Raw genomic sequence first — 22,167 nt, 5'->3', positions numbered from 1 at the left:
TGCGGACCGCGGCCATGTGGGTGTCGGGGCGACCGAGGGCAGCGTCATGTTCAGTCCCGTCATCGGCCAGAATGCAAAGCGCTCCGCGGTGCGCAAGGCGCTCGACCGCCACAAGGTCTACATCACCGCGCAGAGTTTTTCGGCCGGCGCCTATCAGGCGCGCGTGCTGGTCGACGGCGAAGCCTACTGGGTCGACGAATTCCGACTCGCCCAACTGCAGCAAGGCCTGTCGCCGGCCGAGCTCGAGTTGACGCCGGCCACGGACGATTGAGACTCAAAAGCTGCGCTCTGTCGGGACGCTTGCATCTGGCGGCCGCGCTTCGATCCATGCCATGACAACCCCACCCAAGCTCAAAGCCTATCGCGCCAAGCGCGAATTCTCGAAAACGCCGGAACCCGCCGGCGGGCTCGTCGCCGGCGAAGGCAACCGCTTCGTCGTCCACAAGCATCACGCCACCGCCGATCACTATGATCTCAGGCTGCAGGTCGGCGGCGTGCTGAAGAGCTGGGCGGTGCCGCGCGGGCCGTCACTCAATCCGGCAGACAAGCGGCTGGCGGTCGAGACCGAGGATCATCCGCTGGAATATATCGACTTCGAGGGCGTCATCCCCGAGGGCGAATATGGCGGCGGCCCCATGATCGTCTGGGACACTGGCAGCTGGGCGCCGATGGACGATGTCGAGAAGAGCCTGCGGACCGGCGCCTTCAAGTTTCGGCTGGCCGGTGAGAAGCTGAATGGCGGCTGGATGCTGACCAGGCTCAAACCAAAATCCGGCGAGGACGAGAACAAGAAGAACTGGCTGCTGTTCAAGGAGCGCGACCTTGCCGCCGACACCGCGCTCGACATTCGGGAAGCGCGGCCGGAAAGCGTGAAGTCCGGCAAGCGCATCGAGGAGCTGGCGGCGCCCGCGAAGCCGGCGGCCAAGCCCAAGCCGGGTTCGCTGAAGCCGGGCACGCTGCCGGGCGCATTCAAGGCGCCGGCACTCAGCCGCATCGAGCCGCAACTGGCGACGCAGGTGCCAAAGCCGCCCGATGGCGAGGACACCGGAGAGGTTTGGCTGCACGAGATCAAATTCGACGGCTACCGCACCATGGCGCATCTCGCGGACGGCGTGGTCAGGCTGATCACGCGCGGTGGCATCGACTGGACGAAGCGCTATGGCGACCTGCCACAGGCTTTCGCCAAACTGCCGTGCCGCGACGCCATCATCGACGGCGAGATCGTCGTGCTCGATGCCAAGGGCATCAGCCGCTTCGCGCTGTTGCAGGAGGCGCTGGCCGGAGGCGCCGGCAGCAGACTGCATTTCTATGCCTTTGATCTGCTTCATCTCGACGGCTGGGACCTGACCAAGGCGCCGCTGGTCCGGCGCAAGGCGCTGCTGGCACAGATGTTGTCCGGCCTCGGCGCCAATTCCGCCATCCAGTTCTCCGACCATGTCGAAGGCTCGGGCCAGGGACTCTACGACCAGGCGTCGGAACTCGGGCTGGAAGGCGTCGTCTCCAAGCGCGCCTCCGCGACCTACCAGAGCGGCCGCACCAAAAGCTGGACCAAGACCAAGGCGCTCCAGACCGACGACTTCGTCATCGCCGGCTACACTGTCTCGGATGCCGCCGAGGGGCTGGCAGCCCTCGGGCTTGCCGAGTTCGAGGACGGCGAACTGCACTATCGCGGCAAGGTCGGCACCGGATTCGATACCGGGACCGCTGCCGAATTGCTGGCCAGGCTGGAGCCGCTCACATCGGGCGCGACGGCGCCTGAAGGGGTGCCGCGCGAGATCATGCGCGAGATGCACTGGGTGCGGCCGCTGTTTTCGGCCCATATCCACTATGCCAACCGCACCGCGGACAATGCGCTGCGCCACGCGGTGTTTCGCGGCTTGAGGGATGTCGGCCTGTCGACGCCGGTGTCGGCCAAGCGCAAGCGGCTGATCTCGGAGGCCGACCTCGCCACCATCTGGGTGACCAACCCGACGCGGCGGCTGTTCGGCAAGACCGGGCCGACCAAGCTCGACATCGCCGTCTACTACGCGCTGGTCGGCGACTTCATGCTGCCGCACATTCTGGGCCGGCCGGTGTCGCTGGTGCGCTGCCCGACCGGCCTGCCTAAGGACTGCTTCTTCCAGCGCCATGCCTTCACCGGCATGCCGCCCTCGGTGGTGACCTTCGAGGCGACCAATTCCGAGGGCGAGACAAAGTCCTATCTCTCGGTCGAAGGCGCCAAGGGCTATCTGGCGCTGGCGCAGTTCGGCGTCGTCGAATTCCACACCTGGGGCACGCATCGCACCAGTCTCGACAAGCCCGACCAGATCGTCTTCGACCTCGACCCGGGCGAGGGGATTTCGTGGCGCGAGGTGGTCGAGGCGGCGGTGCATATCAAGGGTGAGCTCGAGGGGCTGGGGCTGGTGCCCTTCGCCAAGACCTCGGGCGGCAGCGGCATCCACATCACCGTGCCGGTGACGGGCAAGCAGAACTGGAAGAAGCTGCACCAGGCGACCAGCGCCATCGCCACGCATCTTGCGGCAACCGCCCCCGACACCTTCACCACCACCATGGGCAAGGACAACCGCAAGAAGCGCATCTTCATCGACTATCATCGCAACGCGCGCGGCCACACCTCGGCCGCTCCTTATTCGCTGCGGGCCCGCACCAATCTGCCGGCCTCGACACCGGTGAGCTGGGCGGATCTGGAGTCGATCGATGCACCGCAGGATTTGAACTATTCCTCGCTGCCGGGGCTCTTGGCGACATCCGGCGATCCATGGGCGGAGATCGATGAGTTCGCGCGGGATTTGCCCCTTCAGAAGTTGGGTTCCTCGCGCCCATGAAACGGGGCGAGGCACCCAAGTCCATCGACGGTCCCGACAATTTGAATTATTCTCCGCCCTCGACCCTGTGCCGACCTAAAAGATTTCGTCAGGGATTTGCCTGTATAGTGCGGGGTCGGTGTAGGATTTCAGTGGCGTCGCTCGTCCTTCGGACGAACAGCGCTGCACCGGTGTGACAGTGCATGGCCGCGTAGGAGTGTTTCATGGCGCCCAGGGCAAGTTGGAAAGGTTACCTCAAGCTCAGCCTCGTCAGCTGTCCGGTGCGGCTATACCCCGCCACCAGCGCGAGCGAACGCATCAGTTTCAACCAGCTGCACAAGAAGACCCACAACCGCATCAACATGAAGCCGGTCGATCCCGAACTGGGGCTGGTCGAGCGTTCGGATCTGGTCAAGGGCTATGAATACGAGGACAAGCAGTACATCATCATCGATGACGCCGACCTCGACGCGGTGCGCATCGAGTCCAACCATACGATGAACATCGAGGCCTTCGTCGACGAGGGCGAGGTCGACGTCATCTATCAGGACGCGCCCTATTACCTGGCGCCCGATGGCGCGATGGCGGAGGAAACCTTCGCGGTGCTGCGCGAAGCGATGCGCAAATCCGGCAAGCTGGCGATCGCACGGCTGGTGCTGTCCAGCCGCGAGCGCGTGGTGACGATCGGCGCGCGCGAGAACGGCATGTTCGTGTGTACCTTGAGAAACCCGAACGAAGTGCGTGGAACGGCTGAGTATTTCGGCAACATTCCGGCCGGAAAACCCGATGCGGAAATGCTGCAGCTGGCCGAGGCGCTAATCAAGCAGAAGGAAACCACCTTCGATCCGAAGAACTATGAGGATCGCTACGAGATCGCGCTGATGGCGATGATCCGCGAGAAGCTGAAGGGCCACAAGCCGATCATCGCGGCAGCCCCCGAGCGCGGCAATGTCATCAATTTGATGGACGCGCTGAAGGCCAGCCTGTCGCAGTCGAAGCCGCCGGCCAAGTCGAAGAGCAAGGCCGACGAGGTCGCCAAGCCGGCGGCCAAGGTCAAGGCGGCAGCGGGCGGCGCTGTTGAAAATCCGCTGAAGGCCAATCTGCTGAAGGCGGTCGGCAAGAGCAAGAAATGACGGCACGAGCCGGTTTGGTCCCGGGGGCCGTCTTCGGCACGATCGGCGCGCTGGCGGCGTTTCCGCTCAGGCTGGCGGCACGCGAGGTCGAGCGCCAGCACGGCCAGTTGCGGCGCGGTGTCACCAGGCGCACCACGCATGTCGTGTTCGGGCGGACCCATCTGGCAAAGGCCGGCGATGCCGAGATCGAGCGCCGCGTCGCCGCCGAGCGCGCTGCCGGGCGCACGCCAATCAGCGAGAACGGATTCCTGCGCCTGCTCGGGTTGATGACTGCGCCGGAGGCGTCCTCGCTCTCCAGGCAATCATTGATCGAGCAGTCGCGGCTGTCCGGCGCCGACCTCGACCTGTTGTCGCTGTTCGATGCCTTCGAGCATGACGGCGAACCCTATTCTTTCCGCGACCTGATCCTGGCGCGCAAATATGCCGGGCTGGTGGCCGGGGGGGCGACCTGGGGCGCGATAGCGCGTTCCGTGCATCGCTCCGGCCCGGTGGCTTCGCTGACTGCCAAGTCCCTCAATGTCGGCTCGCAGCATGGGCGGCCCGACGCGATCTATCTCGAGGGTGGCCAGAGCGAACTCGACGGGCAGTTGCTGTTCGATCTGGGCAACGCCGGTTCAGAGGGCGACGACACGCTGGAAGAGTTGTTCGCCGAGGCCGAAGCGGCTGAGGAGGGCGGCGACCATGACGCGGCGGCGGTGCTCTACCAGCGCTGTCTCGCCATCGACCCGGGCGATGCCATTGCCGCCTTCAACCGCGCCAACTGCCTGCGCGCCGGCGGCCACGGGAGGGAAGCGGCGCACGACTATGCCCGCGCGATTAAACTCGACCCGGCCTTCGTCGAGGCGTGGTTCAATCTTGCCGGGCTGATGAGCGAGCAAGGCCGCGAGGCTTCAGCGCGAAGGCACCTGCAGAAGGCGATCGCGCTCGACAAGACCTATGCCGATCCGGTGTTCAATCTGGCCCGGCTGGAATTCGACGCCGGCAATCTGCTGGAGGCCCGCCGCAACTGGGCGCGCTATCTCGAACTCGACACGGATTCCGAATGGGCGCGCGTGGCGGCCAAGGGGGTGCAGTTCGTCGATCTGCAACTGGCGCGGACGGCTGGGTGAGGGGCGTGGTCCTCGATTCAAAAACCATTCGAACAAAGGTTGCCGAAGAACTCCATGCCCGCCTCGGTGCGAAATGGTTCAAGCCGGACAGTGGCAAGCTCTTGGTCAAATCTGCAGACAGTCAGACGGACTTCAGCATCGAGTTTGATTGCTACACGGACCGCCGGTACGGAGAGTATGACTGCTCGATCGCAGCTGTCTTCAAGTGGAAGAAGTTTGCCAAGCTGTGGAAGGATTTTGACGCCTGGTATGAAGTCAAGGATCCAAGTTCGGCCCAGTTCAAAACCCAAAGCGCTCGGCGATCGAGCAAATCATTTCTCAGGGTAGGGCTCGATGCCATTGACGGCGATTTCGTCAGAGGTCGTGGGCCGTTCTGGGTGGCAAATGAAGGTGATCTCGGTGGATTCATAACCCAATGCGTCACCGACCTCGACGGCAAGGTCGGTGAATGGATCAGGAGATGGTTCACCTGGCCTTCGGCGCTGGAGGTGATGAACGGCAATAAGCAGTTGTGTGGATCATGGCGCGACACAGCCTATTTCTGCTTGCTGGAGCAGGTTCATGGGCGCGAAGCCGCATGCACATGGATTGGCGGTATTGATGCCGCCGGCTGGCCCGGATTTCTGGCCGCGCAGGTGGAGTATTTGCAGTCGCAGGTTTGCAGTGGAGTCTCCAGGCAATCATAGCGATTGCCCGAACAAAGGATCGCCATGCTGGCGCTTGAACACCCCCCTCTGTCCTGCCGGACATCTCCCCCGCAAGGGGGGAGATTGGATGTCGCCACCGCTTTCCCCAATCGCCAACGTTGGACATTGAGCGGAACGATAAAGCTGCCAATCTCCCCCCTTGCGGGGGAGATGTCCGGCAGGACAGAGGGGGGTGGGACGGAACACGACCTCTCGGGGAAGGCCGCCCTATGACCACCTTCCTCTTCGACGGCCCCGAGACCGCCCCCGTCACCATCCTGCTCGCGCATGGCGCCGGCGCGTCGATGGATTCTCCCTCGATGACGGCCACCGCCAAGTCGCTGGCGGCGACTGGGTTCCAGGTTGCGCGCTTCGAATTCCACTACATGGCAGCCCGCCGCTACGGGCATCGCAAGCCGCCGCCGCGGGCCGAGACGGTGAACCCGGAATATGTCAAGGCGATCGCCGACCTCAGGGCGAAGGGAGTGACCGGCCCGCTCATCATCGGCGGCAAGTCGATGGGCGGGCGCGTCGCCTCGATGGTCGCCGACGAGATGTTTGCCAAGGGCGAGATATCGGGCCTGCTGTGCCTCGGCTATCCCTTTCATCCGCCGGCCAAGCCCGAGCAATTGCGGACCAAACATCTCGCCAACCTGAAGACGCCGACGCTGATCTTCCAGGGCACACGTGACGAGTTCGGGACGCAAGACGAGGTCGCGACTTACGCGCTTTCCGACCAGATCGAAATCGTCTGGCTGGAGGATGGCGACCATGATCTCAAACCGCGCAAGAGCATCTCCGGTTTCTCCACCGCCGATCATTTGAAGACGCTGGCCGAGGCTGTGAAGGCGTGGACGGGCCGGATCGTTTCCTGAGCCGATGAAAATCGCCTCCTTCAACATCAACAACGTCAACAGCCGGCTGGAGAACCTGCTGGCATGGCTGGCGACGGCAAAGCCTGATGTTGTGTGCCTGCAGGAACTGAAGGCGCGCGACACGCAGTTTCCGCGTTCGGCATTGGCCGCGGCGGGCTATGGCGCGGTGTGGAAGGGCGAGCCGACCTGGAACGGCGTCGCCATCCTGGCGCGGGGCTCGGAACCGGTGCCGACCCGCGATGCGCTGCCCGGCGACGATACCGATAAGCAGAGCCGCTACATCGAGGCGGCGGTGGACGGCATCGTCATCGCTTGCCTCTATGCGCCGAACGGCAACCCCCAGCCTGGCCCGAAATTCGCCTACAAGCTCGCCTGGCACGAACGGCTGGAGGCACACGCCGAGCAGTTGTTGGACACCGGCCTACCGGTGGTGCTGGCCGGCGACTACAACATCGTGCCCGAGCCGCGCGACATCTACGCCACCCGCTCCTATGACGACAACGCGCTGGTGCAGCGGGAAAGCCGCGCGTCCTTCGCCCGCCTGATCGAGCAGGGCTGGACGGATGCCGTGCGCAAGAAGCACCCGAAGGAGACGCTCTATACGTTCTGGGATTATCGCCGCAACCGCTGGCCGCGCGACGCGGGACTCAGGCTCGACCATATCCTGCTGTCGAAGACACTGTCGCGGCGCCTGACCGCCGCCGGCATCGACCGCGAGGTGCGCGGGCAAGACGGCGCCAGCGACCATGCGCCGGTCTGGGTGGAGCTCAGGTCAGCTTGATGGGAACCTCGACGCCGCCGCTTTCGCATGCGCCATTTTGCGAACACCTTTTCCACTGGTAATCTCGTGAACTGAACTTTGCGGCGTGGGGCGAAGCCTGCGATGGCGCCGAGGGGGGCCGATGAACAGAGTCGTCGACAGGCTGATTGCAATCATCCTGCTGGTGGTGGCCGTGGCTTGCGTCTGGCGCGGCTGGCCGGTGCTTGGCGATGCCGTCATCTGGCGCGGTGTCTCGCCTTCCGCCGGGGCTTCCGCCTCCATCCGGTTGGCCGCATTGGTGGTGGCGGCACTCGCTTGCCTGATTGGCGCTCTGCTGTTCTGGGCAGGTCGTCTGCCGGGGCGCCCGAACCATCAGGCCGGCGCGCCGCTGTTCGGCCGTGCGGCGGAAGTGCAGGACACCGGCAGGCCCGGCCTGCGCAAGGTGTTTCTCGCCCTGCCATTGGTTGTGCTCGCGGTGCTGGCCGTCGACCGGTTCGGCCCCTGGCATGATCGCGGTGGCGAAATTGCCAGCCAGCCCGGCGAACCCAAGCCCAACGAACCCAAGCAGAATGAACCCAAGCCTGCCGAGCCGAAGGGGCAGGACGTCGCCAGTGCGCCGCCGGTCCAGGAACCGGCAGTTCCACCCGCAGCCACGCCGCCGGCGCCATCTCCGCCCGCCCCACCACCGGAAGCGGTCAACCCGCCCGCGGCCCTAGAGCCGCCGACTCCGCCCGCGCTCGCGCCGCCAACGCCGCCTACGCCCGTTCCGGCACCGCCGGAGGTCGCTGCGATCCCGCCACCGACCGTCGCGCCTCTGCCCCCGCCTCCGCCACCGCTGCCGACCGAGCCCGAGGGTCATCGCGACGCTGTCGTCTGGCTGGCCGTGGCGCCCGACGGGCACACGATCATGAGCGCCAGCACCGACCACACGATCAAGCTCTGGGACATCGCCGGCAAGCATCTGATCCGCAACCTCGGCGTCCACAAGGATATGGTGCGCACCGCGCTGTTCATGCCGGATGGCGTCAGCGCGCTGACCGCCGGCGACGACGGCGAGATGGTGCAGCGGAAACTTTCCGACGGCGCTGTGCTGCATGTCTTTTCGGCGGGCGAGAATGGCGGTGTGAACAAGCTAGCGATCAGCCCGGACGGCAAACGTGCCGTGACCGGCCACGAGACCGGCAACGTCATCGTCTGGGACCTGGAAAAGGGCACCGTGCTGCATGTGATGAGCGGGCACGACTGGTCGGTCAGCGCTGTCGCCGTCTCGCCCGACGGCACTCGAGCCATCTCAGGCAGCATCGATGGCACGCTGAAACTCTGGGACATCGACAGCGGCAAGCAGCTGCGCAGCTGGCATGGGCATGAGCAAGGCACCTATGGCGCCGTGTTCACCGCCGACGGCCATCATCTGATCACCGGCAGCGGCGACTATACGATCAAGCTCTGGGATCTCGACAGCGGCCGCGAAGTGCGCCGCTTCGAGGGCCATGAGGGCACCGTCTACACGTTGGCGCTGTCGGCCGACGGCAAGCGCCTGGTCTCCGGTTCGCTCGACGGCACGGCGCGCCTGTGGGACATGGAAACGGGCAATCAGGTCGCCATGTTCGACAGCCAGACCGGCCCGATCTATTCGGTGGCCTTCGCCGCCGACGGCACGGTGCTGACCGGCGGCTACGACCGTACCATCCGCGACTGGCCGGCCGCAGGCGGCGACGGCGTGGTGCTGTTTGCAGGGGCGCCGGGGTGAATGGAATCTTGATCACCTTGCCCGTCGTGCTATGTAAAATCCATGTCAGCATCCAGCCTCGCGGACACAGCGCCGCTCATCGTGATCGACCTTCAGACCGGCATGTTCGACGGCGTGCACGAGCCGCCGATCCATGAGGCGTCAGCCATTGCCGAGCGTGCCCGGGCGGTGATCGACTGGGCGCGGCGCGGCGGGCGCAAGGTCGCCTTTGTCAGGCATGACGGACCGGCGGGCGATCCGCTGGCGCCGGGTGAACCGGGTTGGCCGGTGTGGCCCGCACTCGGCCAGGCCGTGGACGAGCCGACTTTCGCCAAGTGCGTCGGCAATGCCTTCAGCAATGCAGCCCTTGGCGAATGGGTCGCAGGGCAGGGCGCCGGTGCTGTCGTGCTGCTGGGCGCGCAGACCGATTTTTGCGTGGCTGCGACCATCAAGGGCGCGATGGCCAGAGGGCTCGGCGTCACCGTGGTCTCCGATGCGCACAGCACATTGGACAGCGCCAGTGAGAGCGCCCTCCAGATCATCACCCGCCACAATGATGAATTCGCCGAGGCCGGCGTCAATCTGGTGACGACCAAGGCACTGGTCGGCGGCTGAAGCTGTAAGGAATTTGGCGGCAGGCTGATCGTCACTTCGCGCGACAACTTGTCCAGCACTGCGGATCGGACGAGACCGTCAAGCGCCTGCCGTGGTCGACGCGGACGGGGGGGCGCATTGTTGGGATGGCTCGGGCGCCCGCGTCAACCAGGGCGGCTCGTACCGCCGCATTGACACCATTGCACATCGCCGGCCGGCCGACACTTCCGCGAAAGCGGAATAGGCCGGGACTAAAGTGCAGATTCGGCGTCCTGGTCATCACGGCGCGAAACAGTTTCTCTTTCTTGCCGCATCGGACGATTTTCCTCAACCCAAACTGGCCGGCGGGTCGCTGTCGATTCGAAAAGGCGGCTGGATGTTCCGCCGAGCGCGCAGCCCGATCAGTTTGCCGCGCTGCGATCGGTCGCCTGAATCGATCGGGCGGGAAGGGACGACAGCGCACGTTGATCCGACGGCTGCTCGTTGAGGTAGAGCGCGCCGCCCAGGACCAGAAACACCATTCCCACCGCCATCAATCCCACCATCAGCACGGCAATCGCCGTGACCGGGCCGTTGCCTGTTTTGACGACGGTGGATCGATGCGGCATCGTTCTGTCCTCCCGATATGGATCCGGCGGCGCCGGCGATATCGCGACAAACGACAGCCAAAGCGAGATGTTCCCTTCTCCGAACGTCAATCCGGGCCACATCGGCCGTTTGCGTTTTCGCCTAGGACCAAGGTCTTAGGTGCCGGCCGCAAAGGTCCGAGGGGCCCTGTTCGGTTCCGGCAATGTGCATTGGACGTTCCGGTATTTTAGTCAAACGCGATATAATGACGCGGTCGTTTCGCGTGGTCGGGATCGGGAAAAAACTTAGCCGGCCAAGCGTCTTCGCCGCAATCGCGGCACCAAAAATGGCCCCCGCTGGGCAGCCCTGACACCACAGGCACAGCGCGGCAACGACCGCCACCACCGCCGCCACGGGGGCGCAGTATGCCAAGGCCGGAACCAACCGCCGGCGCTTCGCGTTTTGAGTGTGACCTGTGAGGACTGCCACCTCCGGCCACACCGTCTAAGGCCCGCTTTTCCCAGCAAGGCGGGCCTCTTTCGTGTCGGAGCTTTCGGCGAAAACAAGAAAGGCGGCTGGAACGACACGGTGCGCTCTACGTTGGCTAGGCAATGAAAATATTTGAGTCCGATCCAGCGCCGCTGGCGACGACCTTTGAAGCCCATGCCAGGGGGCGTTCTCCCGTGACCCGTGTAGCTGTTGGCAGTTCTGTGCGCGATTCAGCACCGATCTGCATAATTTATCTACGAACTCCGGAAGCTTTTGTGCCTCTTAGACCGATAGCTGGATCAACAAGCGTTAATATCAGGGCGATTTCGTGATGCTTTCAATTCGGGAATTGAAATGGAACCTCACGGTGGCGGCGGAGTTTTCATCCAGGGCGGAGTTCCGATGAATACAATGGAGGCTATGATGAAACATTATCTTTCGAGTGCTGCGGCCGCGATCGTCCTGATGGGCGGCATTGGCGTGGCGATGGCGGAAAACGTCGTCGTCGTCCAGCCGGAGCAGGAGACTGTCGTCCGCCAATACATCAAGAAGGAGCCGCTCGCGTCGGTAAACCTGCTGGGCGTCGAACTCAAACTTGGCTCGTCGGTGCCCGACACGGTCGAATTGCGTCAGGTGCCCGACGTCAAATATCGCGTCGCCGTGATCAATGACCAGACCGTTCTGGTCGATCCAGAGACACGCCAGATCGTCCAAGTCCTGCACTGAGTGAGGCCCGACGCATAGGCCGACACACCGGGATTGCCCGCGTTGGGTTGTCTTGGGAGGAGCCCGTCACCAGACATTCGCGTCGGTGGCGGGCTTTCCTTTGAGGCATGCTTTGCCGTGGTCTATTCGGCGGCCAGCTTGTCCTGCGTGTTCGTCTCAAAATCGCGGGCGTCGTGGCGCTCATGCAGCTGCATGGCGGGTTCACCGAAGGCGCGGTTGACCATGCGGCCGCGCTTGACCGCGGGGCGGGCGTCGATCGCCTTGGCCCAGCGCTGCACATGCTGGTAGTCGTTCACGGACAGGAACTCGCCGGAATCATTGTACATGCGGCCGAGCGCCAGCCCGCCATACCAGGGCCAAACCGCCATGTCGGCGATGCTGTAGTCCTTGCCACCGAGATATTCGGTTTCGGCCAGCCGACGGTCGAGCACGTCCATCTGGCGCTTCACCTCCATCGAGAAGCGGTCGATGGCATATTCGAACTTCTCCGGCGCATAGGCGTAGAAATGGCCGAAGCCGCCGCCCAGATAAGGTGCCGAACCCATCTGCCAGAACAGCCACGACAGCACCTCGGCGCGGGCCGGCTGTTCGGTCGGCAGGAATTCGCCGAATTTTTCGGCGAGATAGACAAGGATCGAGCCGGATTCGAAGATGCGAACCGGGGTCTTGCCGCCGCGGTCCATCAAGGCGGGAATCTTTGAATTGGGATTGACCTCGACGAAGCCGCTGCCGAACTGGTCGCCATCGTTGATGCGGATCAGCCAGGCATCATATTCGGCGCCCTTGTGGCCGCGCGCGAGAAGTTCCTCCAGCATGACGGTCACCTTGACGCCATTCGGCGTCGCCAGTGAATAGAGCTGTAGCGGGTGCTTGCCGACTGGCAGGTCCTTGTCGTGCGTCGGCCCGGCGATCGGCCGGTTGATGCTGGCAAAGGCGCCGCCATTCGCCTTGCTCCAGGTCCATACTTTCGGCGGGGTGTAGTCGGTCATCTCGGGGCCTCGTGGGGAAGGATGGGCAGGTCGCCCTACAACTAGGGTTTCAGAGGGGGAAGTTCAACTTGCGTTGAACTATTGTTGACGGAAGCTCCGTTTTCCCTTCCCCTGGTGGGGTGATCAGCCGGATCGCGAAGCGAATTCATCATGCCAGTGGCCGCGCGAACCGCTTCTCACCCCTTGCACCATCTCCCTTGCGGCATACCTATAGAGTCATCACCTATCCAGGAATGACAGCATGACCATCAATCCCAATCCGCGCTCGGTCGTTGCCGTGCGGGCCACCATTCCGGAGGATGCCTTTACGGCGGGTGCCCTTGGCACGCTCAGGGAAGGCAGCGGTGTCGTCATCCGCAACGACGGGCTGGTGCTGACCATCGGCTATCTCATCACCGAAGCGGAAGAGGTCTGGCTGACCAGTCATGACGGTCGCGTCATCCCGGCGCATGCGCTTGCCTATGATCAGGAATCGGGCTTCGGGCTGGTGCAGGCGCTGGCGCCGCTCGGGCTGCCGGCGGTGGCGCTGGGCGATGCCGGCAAGGCCAGGATCGGCGACGCAGTCGTGCTGGCCGACGGCGTCGGCCAGTCGGTGCAGGCCAGGATCGTCACCAAGCAGGAATTCGCGGGCTACTGGGAGTATCTGCTCGACGAGGCGATCTTCATCGCGCCCGCGCATCCGTCCTGGGGTGGCGCCGGGTTGTTCGGCGCCGACGGCTCGCTGCTCGGCATCGGTTCGCTGCGCCTGCAGATGAGCCGCAACGGCGAGGTCGCCGACATCAATATGGTCGTGCCGATCGACCTTTTGCCGCCCATTCTCGACGATCTCCTGACGCGCGGCCATGTGGCCAGGCCACCGCGCCCGTGGCTTGGCGCCTTGTCGGCCGAAAGCGACGGCAAGGTGGTGGTGATGAGCGTTACCGAAGGCGGCCCGGCCGCCAAAGCCGGCCTGCGGCAGGGCGACATCATCTCCGACATCCGTGACGGCGCGGTCGATGGGCTGGCCGATTTCTATCGCAAGCTGTGGGAGAGCGGCTCGGCCGGCGCGGAGATTCCGATGCGTGTGCTGCGCGACGGCCGCGAAACCTGGCTGCGCGTCAAATCGGCCGACCGCGGCAGTTTCCTCAAGAAGCCACAGCTGCAGTAGGCATCGGTCGGGCATTTCGTTGCATCCCAGTCGGCCGCTCAGCGCGCCAGCGGGCTGTCCCAGACGACAAACAACAGCGCCTTCAGCTGGGCAAAGCGTTCCGGTCCGAGCTCGGCGCGCCACTCTTCCTCGATGTCGCGCAGGATATCGACCATTTTCCAGAAGGCGGCGTGTCCGCGTTCGGTGGACCGCACCACGCGCGCACTGCCTTCGCCCGGAATGTCGGAGCGCATGAGATAGCCGTAACCTTCGAGACTGCTGAGCAGCTGGTTGATGGCCTGCTTGCTCATGCCTGCGCGCTCGGCGATGGTGCCCGGGCGCGCGCCGTCCGGCCCGGGAAACTGCAGCACCGCCATATGCGGCAGGCGCAATTCGTCGAAGCCGGCGGCGTTGAGCTCCTTGATCAGCCGGCGCTGGATCGCCTGCGCCGGCACGCGCAGCAGCGCGCCGATCAGCAGGTCCTCGGTCTTGGTCTGCAGAACTTCAGCGGATGTGGCCATTGACGATCCGGTAAATTGAGTTTACTGATAGGCGGTAAATGTAATTTACTCGGGGAGCTTATGCAATGCCAGCTTGGGATCTTCAGGTCAATCCAGCCAACGAAACCATCGGTACCAAGGGGCTGTCGGTTCGCTTCCTGGTGTCAGGCGACAGTTCGAACGGCAGCGTCGCCGCCTTCGAACTGATGGTGCCCGGCGCGCAGCGGCTGCCGGCGCCGGCGCACAGCCACGACCACTACGAAGAGACGATCTACGGCGTCGACGGGGTGTTGACCTGGACCGTCGACGGCAAGGCGATCGAGGTCGGGCCAGGGGAGGCGCTGTGCATTCCACGCGGCGCCGTTCACCGGTTTGACAACAATGGCACCAGGGATGCCAAGGCGCTTTGCGTCATCACGCCGGCGGCGATCGGCCCGGACTATTTTCGCGAGGCCTTTGCGGTGCTCAACGCTGCCGCCGGCGGCCCGCCGGACAAGCTCAAAATGATGGAYATCATGCGCCGGCACGGATTGACGCCGGCGGCGCCGCCACCGAACTGAAGCCGGTCAAAGAGACGCCGGTTACCCGTCGCAAGCGCTGAAATCAGCACCCGGGTTCCAGTCCTTGAAGGCGACGGTCCGGCCTTCCACCGAGACAGTCCTGTGCTTCGAGCTGCCGTCAGGCTGCGTCTTGCTGCTGGTGCCCTTGCCGGTCAGCACGTTGTACTCACAGGCGCTGGCGACATTGTCCTGCTGGAAGTCCTCGTAGTCATAGGCAAAACCGGCGACGATGAAGGCACCGTTGCGCCAGGCGATGGTCAGCGTCATGTTGGTCCGCTGACCGCCGATCGGCATCGCCGGCAGATAGAACTTGATCGAGCCGTTCGGCAGCATCGTCAGTTCCGGCTCGGTGTCTGAATTTTCGTAGCCCGGCCGGTCATAACCGTTCCATTCGCCGAGGATCTGCTCGTGCACGATTTCGACGGGCTTGAGGTAATTGTGCTCCTTGTCCCTGAGGAAGAAGTGGATGTCCATCGGGTCGGTCGGCTCGGTCTCGACCACCATGGCAAGGTCGACGGCGCCGTCGCCGTTGAAGTCGCCGGTCACCGCCGTGATGATTTTCCGGGTGTCGATCGGTTCGCCGAGGGCAGCTGTGGGCAGCAGCATCGCCAGGGCGACGAGCAGAGATCTCATGATGTGTTCCCAAGCGTGTGGAACAGGACCATGGCAGGTCTGCGAGATTTCGACAGCGGGGTGGAGGAAAATATTTTGGCCCGGGGGCGCCCTAGTCGAGTTGCGCACTCGCAAACACCACCAGGTTCCCGTCGGGGTCGCGCAGGCGCATGATGTAGAAATCGTCGGCTTCCTCGATCGGGCCGGGTTCGAGGCCTGCAGCCATCAACCGCTGCCGCTCGGGCGTCAGCGGCAGCACGCCGAGCGTCAGCGTGCTGGTGCCGGCCTTGTCCCTGTCCTCGAAGAGCTGCACCTCAGCGCTGTCGCTGAACTGCCATTCGGCCAAGCCCGGCATCGGCCGGCGCAGCGGCGACTTGCCGAAGAGCTTTGCATACCAGGGGATGCTGGCTTCGAGGTCGGCGCAGCTGACATGGGCGAAAATGGTCTGGATTGTCATCGGGAACCTCCATCCGGCGGTTGCACTGAAGCCGGAACGCGGCGATGGGTGGTGCGTTCCATCGTCATCCGCCAGCAGGCTCTGCTGCTGCTGAAAACTGGGTAGTGGGTCAGTTTGAAATCTGAAGGCGATAGCCGAACTCCCAGCGCCCCAGCCTCGCAAGTTGTACGGCTATCGCGTCCCATGTATCGCCCTCGGTAGCTGCGCAGCGATCTATGAGAAACTTCTCCAGTTCAATGTAATCAAATCTGAGCATGAAAATTATGTTCTCCCCAGAGAAAACGTTGCCGTTCTGTGAGCGAAGAAAATAGTTCGGAGAGCAGACGGTCGCCGTAAATGCTTCGGCGCTGGCATCCCCTTCGGGGCCTGCGTAGAAGTCTATGTCAATGGAAAAGTCGGTGGGGTCGCGCGGCTTCCACTCGTCGAGCGCGAATGTGCCAGCCTTGGTCTCTAAAACTCGGTGACCCTTGTACTGTGCTCTCATGAGGACAATTCTCCACGTTTTTTGTGAGGACCGCGAGCAGCAGGCTTTTCCGCTTCCTTCCGCCTCGATAAGTGCAACGATGTCGGCGATCTCCCAAAGCTTGTCGGTAACGCCAGCGGCCATCGCGGGGGCAACACGCAGCGTCTTATGGATGCGTACGAAATTGTAAACTGACCCACTGCCGAAAACTGACAGGGGCCAATATCACTATGCTGACGGATGATGTTTGGCACGATGCTGGAGGCAGAATGACGGTGATCCGAGCGGCAAGCGCAGCGAGCGGGCAGGCCGGCTGATGGCGCCGGTCAAGGTCGATCCCGACAAGGTCAGGGAGTTTCCGGACGCGGCCAGCTTCCACGCCTGGCTCGGCATGCACCACGCTGCGGAAACCGAGGTGTGGATCAAGATCCACAAAGTGGGGTCGGGACTGAAGTCGATCACGCCGAAAGAAGCCATCGACGTGGTGCTGTGCTTCGGCTGGATCGACGCGGTGCGCAAGGGGCTCGACGACAACAGTTTCCTGCAGCGCTACACGCCGCGCGGCAGGAAGAGCATCTGGAGCCTGATCAACATCGACAATGTCGCGCGGCTGGTCGAGGAGGGCCGCATGACCGAGCATGGGCTGAGACAGGTCGAGGCAGCCAAGGCCGACGGCCGCTGGGCGCGCGCCTACGGCAGCGGCAAGGAGATGAAAATCCCCGATGACCTGCAGGCAGCCATAGATGCCGAACCCAAGGCGAAAGAGATGCTGGCAAAGCTCAGCGCACAGAACCGCTTCGCGCTTGCCTTCCGCACCCACAACATGAAGACTGAAGCTGGCCGCAAGAAGAAGATCGAGACCTTCGTCGCGATGCTGAAGCGCGGCGAGACGATCCATCCGCAGGGCAAGAAGTAAGTCCTTTCAGGCGCCGGACTGCCGGCGCTTTGCGTTTAGCCGCACCCGTTTCACACTTTCTTGGAATTGCTCCAGCCACGGTGGGTATTGGCCGCCTCGGGCTTTCGGGTGCCATGCAGTCAAGGCGCTGATGACGGCCGGCTGCGTCAGATCGAGGCCGATTCGCCGCCGCCGAGAAGGACCCTGTCCGCCACTCGCGGGAACGTTCGCAATCCCGATACGATATCCACTCTCACCCCATACTTTTCGACATGAATCTTATGTCCCGCATCCCAGGCGGGAGGCGCTTTACACGATTATGGATATCATATATCCTTAAGGATATTAAATGTCCTCAAAAGGAGAGAGCAGTGACACAGCGCCTGAACGTCGCCCAACAATCGCCTGAGCTATTCAAGAAGTTTCTCGACTTCAGCATGGCCGAGGCGCGCAGCGTGATCGAAGAGAAGATCCGCGATCTGGTCCATATCCGGGCGTCCCAGATCAATGGCTGCGCCTTCTGCCTCGACATGCATGTCAAGGAAGCAAAGATCCACGGCGAGAGCGAGTTGCGGCTCTACCATGTCGCCATCTGGCGGGAATCGAACCTTTTCATTCCTCGTGAACGTGCCGCCCTTGCCTGGACCGAAGCCGTCACGAAGCTCCCCGAAGGCGGTATTCCGGACGAGCTCTATGAGCGTGTGCGTGGGCAGCTTTCGGAAAAGGAGATCTCCGACCTGACCTTCTCGATCATGGCCATCAACGCCTGGAACCGTGCTAACGTCGCCTTCAAGACCGTGCCCGGCTCTGCGGATAAACTCTACCGCCTCGACAAGGCAGGCCTGAACTAACCCCGTCCTTCTGGCAGACCCATCAATCGATGCGGCGCGACGTGGCGGCCGCTAACGGAGAAGTCTTATGAAAATCGTCATCATCGGGGGCACCGGCCTCATCGGTTCCAAGACAGTCGAACGCCTGCGCAAGCAGGGCTGTGAGGTGATCGCCGCCTCCCCGAATACCGGTGTCAACACCATCACCGGCGAAGGTCTGGAGGCAGCGCTCGCGGGCGCCGAGGTCGTGATCGACCTCGCCAACTCACCCTCCTTCGAGGACAAGGCCGCGATGGAATTCTTCGAGACCTCGGGCCACAATCTGCTCGCAGCGGACAAGGCTGCCGGCGTCAAGCACCACATAGCGCTCTCGGTTGTCGGAACCGAACGCCTGCAGGACGTCGGCTATTTCCGCGCCAAGCTCGCCCAGGAAGAGCTGATCAAGGCTTCCGGCATTCCCTACACGATCGTTCATTCCACGCAGTTCATGGAGTTCCTGGCTGGCATCGCCCAATCGGGTACGGTCGGCGACGCCGTGCATCTGTCGCCGGCCTATGTACAACCCATCGCGTCCGATGACGTCGCCGACGTCATGGCCGGTGTCGCGCTCGCCGCGCCGATCAACGGCATGATCGAGATTTCCGGTCCGGAGCGTGTGCGAATGAGCGAACTCGTCGCCCGCTACCTGAAGGCTGCCGGCGATCCTCGCAAGGTCGTGACTGATCCGGATGCGCTCTATTTCGGCGCGAGGCTGAACGACACGTCGCTCGTCTCCGACAACAATCCCCGTCTCGGCCGCATCACCTTCGAGCAGTGGTTTGCCACCTCGGCGCGGAAATGACCCTCACGATGCGCCGCAGCTTCGGGCACGGCGTTCCACTCAACGCAAAAAGGAGTTTCGAAATGATCAAATCAATCCTCGCCGCCCTCATCGTCGCGGCAGCCCTGGCAGGCTCGGCCGCAGCCGAGGACGCAGGCGGGAAAGCCGCCAAAGTCACGCTCGTCTATGAGCATGAACTGCCGAATGTCCCCGGCAAGAGCATCAAGGGCATTCTGGTCGAATATGGTCCCGGCGGTCACTCGGAAGCGCACACCCATCCGACCTCCGCCTTCATCTATGCAACGGTTCTGGAAGGCTCCATCCGCAGCCAGGTCAATGATGGCCCGGTCAAGGTCTACAAGGCCGGCGAGAGCTTTTCGGAGCTGCCGGGTGACCGCCACAGTGTGAGCGAGAACGGCAGCAAGACCAAGCCAGCGAAACTACTGGCAGTCTTCGTGGTTGACACCAACCAGAAGGAACTGACCTATCCGGTCAAGAAGTAGGCGACCAGGCAAGCAGGCAGAAGAGGCCGGGCACCCTTCCTGGTGTCCGGCCGTTCCGGTAGATCATGGCGGCGAGCCCATGTCGGGTGATCACTGCCCAGTGCCGTTCATGCTTCCGGGGTCGGCATTTTCGCGTGGCATCCTCAGGGCGTCCGACGGCCGCCTGTTGTCTGGTAGCCTATCCGCCAGGATCTGGCTTTTCCATTCATCCGGCGCGCTCCAGCACCCATTCAAAGCTGCTCTTCCAGAGTTCGGCTGGAATCTCCTGCGCCAGGGCCTCGGTCAGATCGGAAAGCTTGACGCTGCGCAATTTTGCACGCCATGCCTCGTCGGCTTCCCACATGATGCGCGACACCGCGCAAGGGCTGCTTTCGCAATAGTCCTGCGGACGGCATGGGTTGTTTGCGCGGATGTTGTTGCACACGAACGTCGGCGACTTGCCCTCTACCGCTTCGACAATATCCAGGAAGGTCAGTTCGGCCGGTGTCCGCGCCAATCGATATCCACCTGACGGACCCAGCGTCGTATGCACCAGGCCCGCCTGCGACAGGCTTTGCAGGGCCTTGGATAGATACTCCTTGGGAAGGCCGTGGAACTCGGCAAGTGCTTTTGTCGAGAGATAGCGGCCGGCAGGCAGGCCTGCGAGAATAGCGCAGCAGTGCAGCGCCCATTCGACTTGGCTTTTCAGGATCATCGATGAATTCCGGGGTCGATACTGACCGAGCTTTATTAAGGATACAAAATATCCCTATTCTCCTGCGGTGTAAACAGACGGGTTCCCGGTCCCGCTTGAGTGGGGTTTCAGCATCGTCCGCAGGGCAAGAGGTAAACCGTTCAGGCCCCGGAATGCGGGTCAATGCTGTAGGGATGGACCGGATAGCCGGGACCGATGGCGTCGCGCACGCGGCCAATCCACCCCATGACCGCCGGATAGTCCGCCAGCGAGAAGCCGCAATCCTCGGCGCGATGGCTGTAGGCATAGACAGCGATATCGGCGATCGTGAAGCCGTTTCCGACGAGAAACGGGGTGTCGCCAAGGCTGCGGTTCATGGCGGCGAGGGTGCGGGCTCCGGCTTCGCGCTTGCTTGCAACCACGCCCTGGTTGCGCTCGAGGCGTCCGGTCAAGGTCCAGAAGCGCAACGAGCCGATGACTGGTTCGACATTGTATTGTTCGAAGAACAGCCACTGCATGACCTTGGCGCGCTGATAGCGGTCCGCCGGCAGAAGGGGCGTCCCTTCGGCGAGGTAAGTCAGGATTGCGTTGGATTCCGCGATGACGCTGCCGTCTCCTAGCTGGAGCACGGGGACGGCACCGGCAGGATTGAGCTCAAGGAAGGCGTCGGTGTGGCTCTCGCCCTCGAAGATCGAGACCATGTGACTGTCATAGGGGATCTTGAGCAGCCCGAGCAGAACCCGGACCTTCCAGCCATTCTGCGATGGCAGATAATCATGAAGCGTGAGCATGGCTGGTCCTCGTGATGGATCAACCATCGCATGGCGCGCCGCCAGGCCACCACCTGATTCCTGCACGCCATCGTATGAAGACTGCGATCCCCGCCACCTAATAAATCACTTCCGCTCGTGCCATCTTTCTCGCGAAGCAATCGACATCCCGGGAGCAGCAGATGAACACGCAATCCAGCAAGGTCGCGCTTGTTACCGGCGCCAATCGCGGCATCGGGCTCGAGACCGGGCGCCAGCTGGCGAAGCTCGGCTTTACCGTTCTGCTCGGTGTGCGCGACCTCGGCAAAGGCGAAGCGGCGGCACGAGGGCTCGATGGCCATGTCGAGGCTATCGCGTTCGATGTCGCGGCGCCCGACGCGGCGGCACTGGCGGCGGCGGATGTCGAGCGCCGGTTCGGCCGTCTCGACGTGCTGATCAACAACGCCGCGATCCACTACGACACCGGTTCGCGGGCCTTGCTGCCGGACTGGACGGTGATCCGCGAAGCGTTCGAGACCAATGTCTTTGGTGCCTGGCGGGCCGCGTCCGCCTTCGCGCCGCTGCTCAAGGCCGGTGGCCATGGCAGGCTGGTAAACGTTTCTTCCGAGGGCGGTTCGCTGGCCTCGATGGGGGCGGGGGCGCCGGCCTATTCGACATCGAAGGCGACCCTCAACGCGCTGACCTGCGTGCTGGCGGCTGAACTGCGCGGCGCCGGCGTGCTGGTCAACGCCGTCTGTCCCGGCTGGGTCGCCACCGACATGGGTGGGCCGGGCGGGCGCCCGGTGGCGCAAGGAGCAGCCGGCATCGTCTGGGCTGCGACCTTGCCGGACGATGGTCCGACAGTCGGTTTCTTTCGCGACGGCAAAAGTCTGCCATGGTGAGGATCCCGGACGCGGGCATGATCGGCGGAGCACAGATTCAACCGCTGTTTGGTTTCGGGCGGTTCACTTGTTGAATCGTTGAACCGCTATAAGGTCTTGATTTCACGTAGTTTCGGGCGGAATGCGCGCTTACGAAGAACTGCGCAAGAAAAAAGCCGCCCTCGCTTTTGCGAGTGGCGGCCTTTTCCTGGGAGGAAGTCAGAAAGAAAGAGCGATCAATAAGCCTTGCAGTGCTTGTTGCCGGTGTGCTTGTGGCTGTGCTTCTTGAGATCTGATCTCACTCAGCCTCATCGTCCGGCGTCACCCCAAGCAGCTCCAGAGCGTTGGCCAGCGTCCTGATGCCTTGCGCCTGCTTGCGCTCGGCACAGAAGCGGATGGCTGTCTTCTGCAGCGTCGTTGCTTCGGCGACCTCGGCTGTCTCTGCCTTGGTCTGGATGACTTCGTCGAGTTGATGACTGAGCAGGTCGCAGTGCTCGCTGCGGGTGATGGCGGCTTTTGCTTCCGACGGTCCGATCGCGGTGACGGCAAGCGACATGCCGAGCAGGGCACCCGTCCATCCGTTAGAACCTCGTTGCATTGCCGGTAACATCCGTTGGCGTTGTGCCGCGACCATTCC

Annotated in this window: 26 protein-coding genes and 1 pseudogene; 17 read left to right on the top strand and 10 right to left on the bottom strand. The window is 63.2% G+C overall.

Features of this window, described 5'->3' with window-relative positions:
• Positions 1–46 precede the first annotated feature (46 nt).
• The 9 genes from AC1D2G_RS14175 to AC1D2G_RS14135 all read left to right on the top strand — a co-directional run bounded on the left by AC1D2G_RS14175 (position 47) and on the right by AC1D2G_RS14135 (position 9,711).
• A complete protein-coding gene (locus AC1D2G_RS14175) occupies positions 47–271 on the top strand; it encodes a hypothetical protein (protein WP_184875376.1) in 225 nt (74 codons plus the stop codon).
• Positions 272–332: 61 nt separating this feature from the next.
• Complete coding sequence (gene ligD / locus AC1D2G_RS14170) at positions 333–2,825, top strand: DNA ligase D (protein WP_477414684.1); 2,493 nt, start codon at positions 333–335, stop codon at positions 2,823–2,825.
• Between the two features lie 203 nt (positions 2,826–3,028).
• Entirely contained in the window at positions 3,029–3,937 is a 909-nt protein-coding gene (gene ku, locus AC1D2G_RS14165; RefSeq protein ID WP_457152560.1) for a non-homologous end joining protein Ku, read from the top strand.
• Positions 3,934–5,046, top strand: a complete 1,113-nt coding sequence (locus AC1D2G_RS14160) for a tetratricopeptide repeat protein (RefSeq protein WP_477414682.1) — start codon at positions 3,934–3,936, stop codon at positions 5,044–5,046. Before ku ends, AC1D2G_RS14160 begins: the two co-directional genes overlap by 4 nt.
• A 5-nt stretch (positions 5,047–5,051) precedes the next feature.
• Positions 5,052–5,732 (top strand): hypothetical protein, encoded by a 681-nt coding sequence (locus AC1D2G_RS14155; RefSeq protein ID WP_477414680.1) that lies wholly within the window; start codon positions 5,052–5,054, stop codon positions 5,730–5,732.
• A gap of 230 nt (positions 5,733–5,962) precedes the next feature.
• The gene (locus tag AC1D2G_RS14150; RefSeq protein ID WP_477414678.1) at positions 5,963–6,607 is read left to right on the top strand and encodes an alpha/beta hydrolase family protein; all 645 of its coding nucleotides are present in this window, start codon (positions 5,963–5,965) and stop codon (positions 6,605–6,607) included.
• Between the two features lie 4 nt (positions 6,608–6,611).
• The gene (locus AC1D2G_RS14145) at positions 6,612–7,388 is read left to right on the top strand and encodes an exodeoxyribonuclease III (protein WP_477414676.1); all 777 of its coding nucleotides are present in this window, start codon (positions 6,612–6,614) and stop codon (positions 7,386–7,388) included.
• Positions 7,389–7,509: 121 nt separating this feature from the next.
• The gene (locus AC1D2G_RS14140) at positions 7,510–9,117 is read left to right on the top strand and encodes a WD40 repeat domain-containing protein (protein WP_477414674.1); all 1,608 of its coding nucleotides are present in this window, start codon (positions 7,510–7,512) and stop codon (positions 9,115–9,117) included.
• Between the two features lie 42 nt (positions 9,118–9,159).
• Positions 9,160–9,711: an isochorismatase family protein gene (locus AC1D2G_RS14135; RefSeq protein WP_477414672.1), complete on the top strand. Its 552-nt coding sequence runs from the start codon at positions 9,160–9,162 to the stop codon at positions 9,709–9,711.
• Positions 9,712–10,091: 380 nt separating this feature from the next.
• On the opposite strand, the gene AC1D2G_RS14130 is transcribed toward AC1D2G_RS14135, so the two are convergent.
• The gene (locus AC1D2G_RS14130; protein WP_095091761.1) at positions 10,092–10,298 is read right to left on the bottom strand and encodes a hypothetical protein; all 207 of its coding nucleotides are present in this window, start codon (positions 10,296–10,298) and stop codon (positions 10,092–10,094) included.
• An 871-nt stretch (positions 10,299–11,169) separates the two neighbouring features.
• Here AC1D2G_RS14130 and AC1D2G_RS14125 point away from each other — a divergent pair.
• Positions 11,170–11,472: a DUF1236 domain-containing protein gene (locus AC1D2G_RS14125; RefSeq protein ID WP_457152161.1), complete on the top strand. Its 303-nt coding sequence runs from the start codon at positions 11,170–11,172 to the stop codon at positions 11,470–11,472.
• Positions 11,473–11,594: 122 nt separating this feature from the next.
• Here AC1D2G_RS14125 and yghU read toward each other — a convergent pair whose 3' ends face one another.
• Positions 11,595–12,461: a glutathione-dependent disulfide-bond oxidoreductase gene (gene yghU, locus AC1D2G_RS14120; RefSeq protein WP_477414670.1), complete on the bottom strand. Its 867-nt coding sequence runs from the start codon at positions 12,459–12,461 to the stop codon at positions 11,595–11,597.
• Between the two features lie 241 nt (positions 12,462–12,702).
• On the opposite strand from yghU, the gene AC1D2G_RS14115 reads away from it, so the two are divergent.
• Entirely contained in the window at positions 12,703–13,608 is a 906-nt protein-coding gene (locus tag AC1D2G_RS14115; protein ID WP_477414668.1) for a S1C family serine protease, read from the top strand.
• Between the two features lie 38 nt (positions 13,609–13,646).
• On the opposite strand, the gene AC1D2G_RS14110 is transcribed toward AC1D2G_RS14115, so the two are convergent.
• Positions 13,647–14,108, bottom strand: a complete 462-nt coding sequence (locus tag AC1D2G_RS14110) for a MarR family winged helix-turn-helix transcriptional regulator (protein WP_477414666.1) — start codon at positions 14,106–14,108, stop codon at positions 13,647–13,649.
• Positions 14,109–14,173: 65 nt separating this feature from the next.
• On the opposite strand from AC1D2G_RS14110, the gene AC1D2G_RS14105 reads away from it, so the two are divergent.
• Positions 14,174–14,647 carry a cupin domain-containing protein gene (locus AC1D2G_RS14105; protein ID WP_477414664.1) on the top strand — a complete coding sequence of 158 codons (474 nt, stop codon included), beginning with the start codon at positions 14,174–14,176 and terminating at the stop codon, positions 14,645–14,647.
• A gap of 21 nt (positions 14,648–14,668) precedes the next feature.
• Here the strand turns inward: AC1D2G_RS14105 and AC1D2G_RS14100 are convergent, their stop codons facing one another.
• The 4 genes and pseudogenes from AC1D2G_RS14100 to AC1D2G_RS14085 all read right to left on the bottom strand — a co-directional run.
• Positions 14,669–15,280 carry a hypothetical protein gene (locus AC1D2G_RS14100; protein ID WP_477414662.1) on the bottom strand — a complete coding sequence of 204 codons (612 nt, stop codon included), beginning with the start codon at positions 15,278–15,280 and terminating at the stop codon, positions 14,669–14,671.
• A 91-nt stretch (positions 15,281–15,371) separates the two neighbouring features.
• Complete coding sequence (locus AC1D2G_RS14095) at positions 15,372–15,716, bottom strand: VOC family protein (RefSeq protein WP_477414660.1); 345 nt, start codon at positions 15,714–15,716, stop codon at positions 15,372–15,374.
• A 109-nt stretch (positions 15,717–15,825) separates the two neighbouring features.
• Positions 15,826–16,200 carry an Imm8 family immunity protein gene (locus AC1D2G_RS14090; RefSeq protein ID WP_477414658.1) on the bottom strand — a complete coding sequence of 125 codons (375 nt, stop codon included), beginning with the start codon at positions 16,198–16,200 and terminating at the stop codon, positions 15,826–15,828.
• Positions 16,197–16,368, bottom strand: a pseudogene (locus AC1D2G_RS14085) (IS1 family transposase); the annotation flags it as partial. The pseudogene AC1D2G_RS14085 and the gene AC1D2G_RS14090, both read right to left, overlap by 4 nt.
• Before the next feature lie 127 nt (positions 16,369–16,495).
• Here AC1D2G_RS14085 and AC1D2G_RS14080 point away from each other — a divergent pair.
• The 4 genes from AC1D2G_RS14080 to AC1D2G_RS14065 all read left to right on the top strand — a co-directional run bounded on the left by AC1D2G_RS14080 (position 16,496) and on the right by AC1D2G_RS14065 (position 19,227).
• Positions 16,496–17,095, top strand: coding sequence for a YdeI/OmpD-associated family protein (locus AC1D2G_RS14080; RefSeq protein WP_477415127.1), 600 nt, complete (start codon positions 16,496–16,498; stop codon positions 17,093–17,095).
• A gap of 350 nt (positions 17,096–17,445) precedes the next feature.
• Positions 17,446–17,925 (top strand): carboxymuconolactone decarboxylase family protein, encoded by a 480-nt coding sequence (locus AC1D2G_RS14075; protein WP_457152168.1) that lies wholly within the window; start codon positions 17,446–17,448, stop codon positions 17,923–17,925.
• Between the two features lie 67 nt (positions 17,926–17,992).
• Positions 17,993–18,745: an SDR family oxidoreductase gene (locus AC1D2G_RS14070; RefSeq protein WP_477414656.1), complete on the top strand. Its 753-nt coding sequence runs from the start codon at positions 17,993–17,995 to the stop codon at positions 18,743–18,745.
• A gap of 62 nt (positions 18,746–18,807) precedes the next feature.
• On the top strand, positions 18,808–19,227 hold the full coding sequence (locus AC1D2G_RS14065; protein WP_477414654.1) for a cupin domain-containing protein: 420 nt from the start codon (positions 18,808–18,810) through the stop codon (positions 19,225–19,227).
• A gap of 205 nt (positions 19,228–19,432) precedes the next feature.
• Here the strand turns inward: AC1D2G_RS14065 and AC1D2G_RS14060 are convergent, their stop codons facing one another.
• Positions 19,433–19,921 carry an RrF2 family transcriptional regulator gene (locus tag AC1D2G_RS14060; RefSeq protein ID WP_477399190.1) on the bottom strand — a complete coding sequence of 163 codons (489 nt, stop codon included), beginning with the start codon at positions 19,919–19,921 and terminating at the stop codon, positions 19,433–19,435.
• Between the two features lie 140 nt (positions 19,922–20,061).
• Positions 20,062–20,691 (bottom strand): glutathione S-transferase family protein, encoded by a 630-nt coding sequence (locus AC1D2G_RS14055; protein WP_477414652.1) that lies wholly within the window; start codon positions 20,689–20,691, stop codon positions 20,062–20,064.
• Positions 20,692–20,852: 161 nt separating this feature from the next.
• On the opposite strand from AC1D2G_RS14055, the gene AC1D2G_RS14050 reads away from it, so the two are divergent.
• A complete protein-coding gene (locus AC1D2G_RS14050) occupies positions 20,853–21,551 on the top strand; it encodes an SDR family NAD(P)-dependent oxidoreductase (RefSeq protein ID WP_477414650.1) in 699 nt (232 codons plus the stop codon).
• 277 nt (positions 21,552–21,828) lie between these two features.
• Here the strand turns inward: AC1D2G_RS14050 and AC1D2G_RS14045 are convergent, their stop codons facing one another.
• On the bottom strand, positions 21,829–22,128 hold the full coding sequence (locus AC1D2G_RS14045) for a hypothetical protein (protein WP_477414648.1): 300 nt from the start codon (positions 22,126–22,128) through the stop codon (positions 21,829–21,831).
• Positions 22,129–22,167: the final 39 nt, after the last annotated feature.

This window comes from Mesorhizobium sp. P2_C7 (genome assembly GCF_056404515.1).
This window is presented reverse-complemented; position numbering and strand designations above follow the sequence as displayed.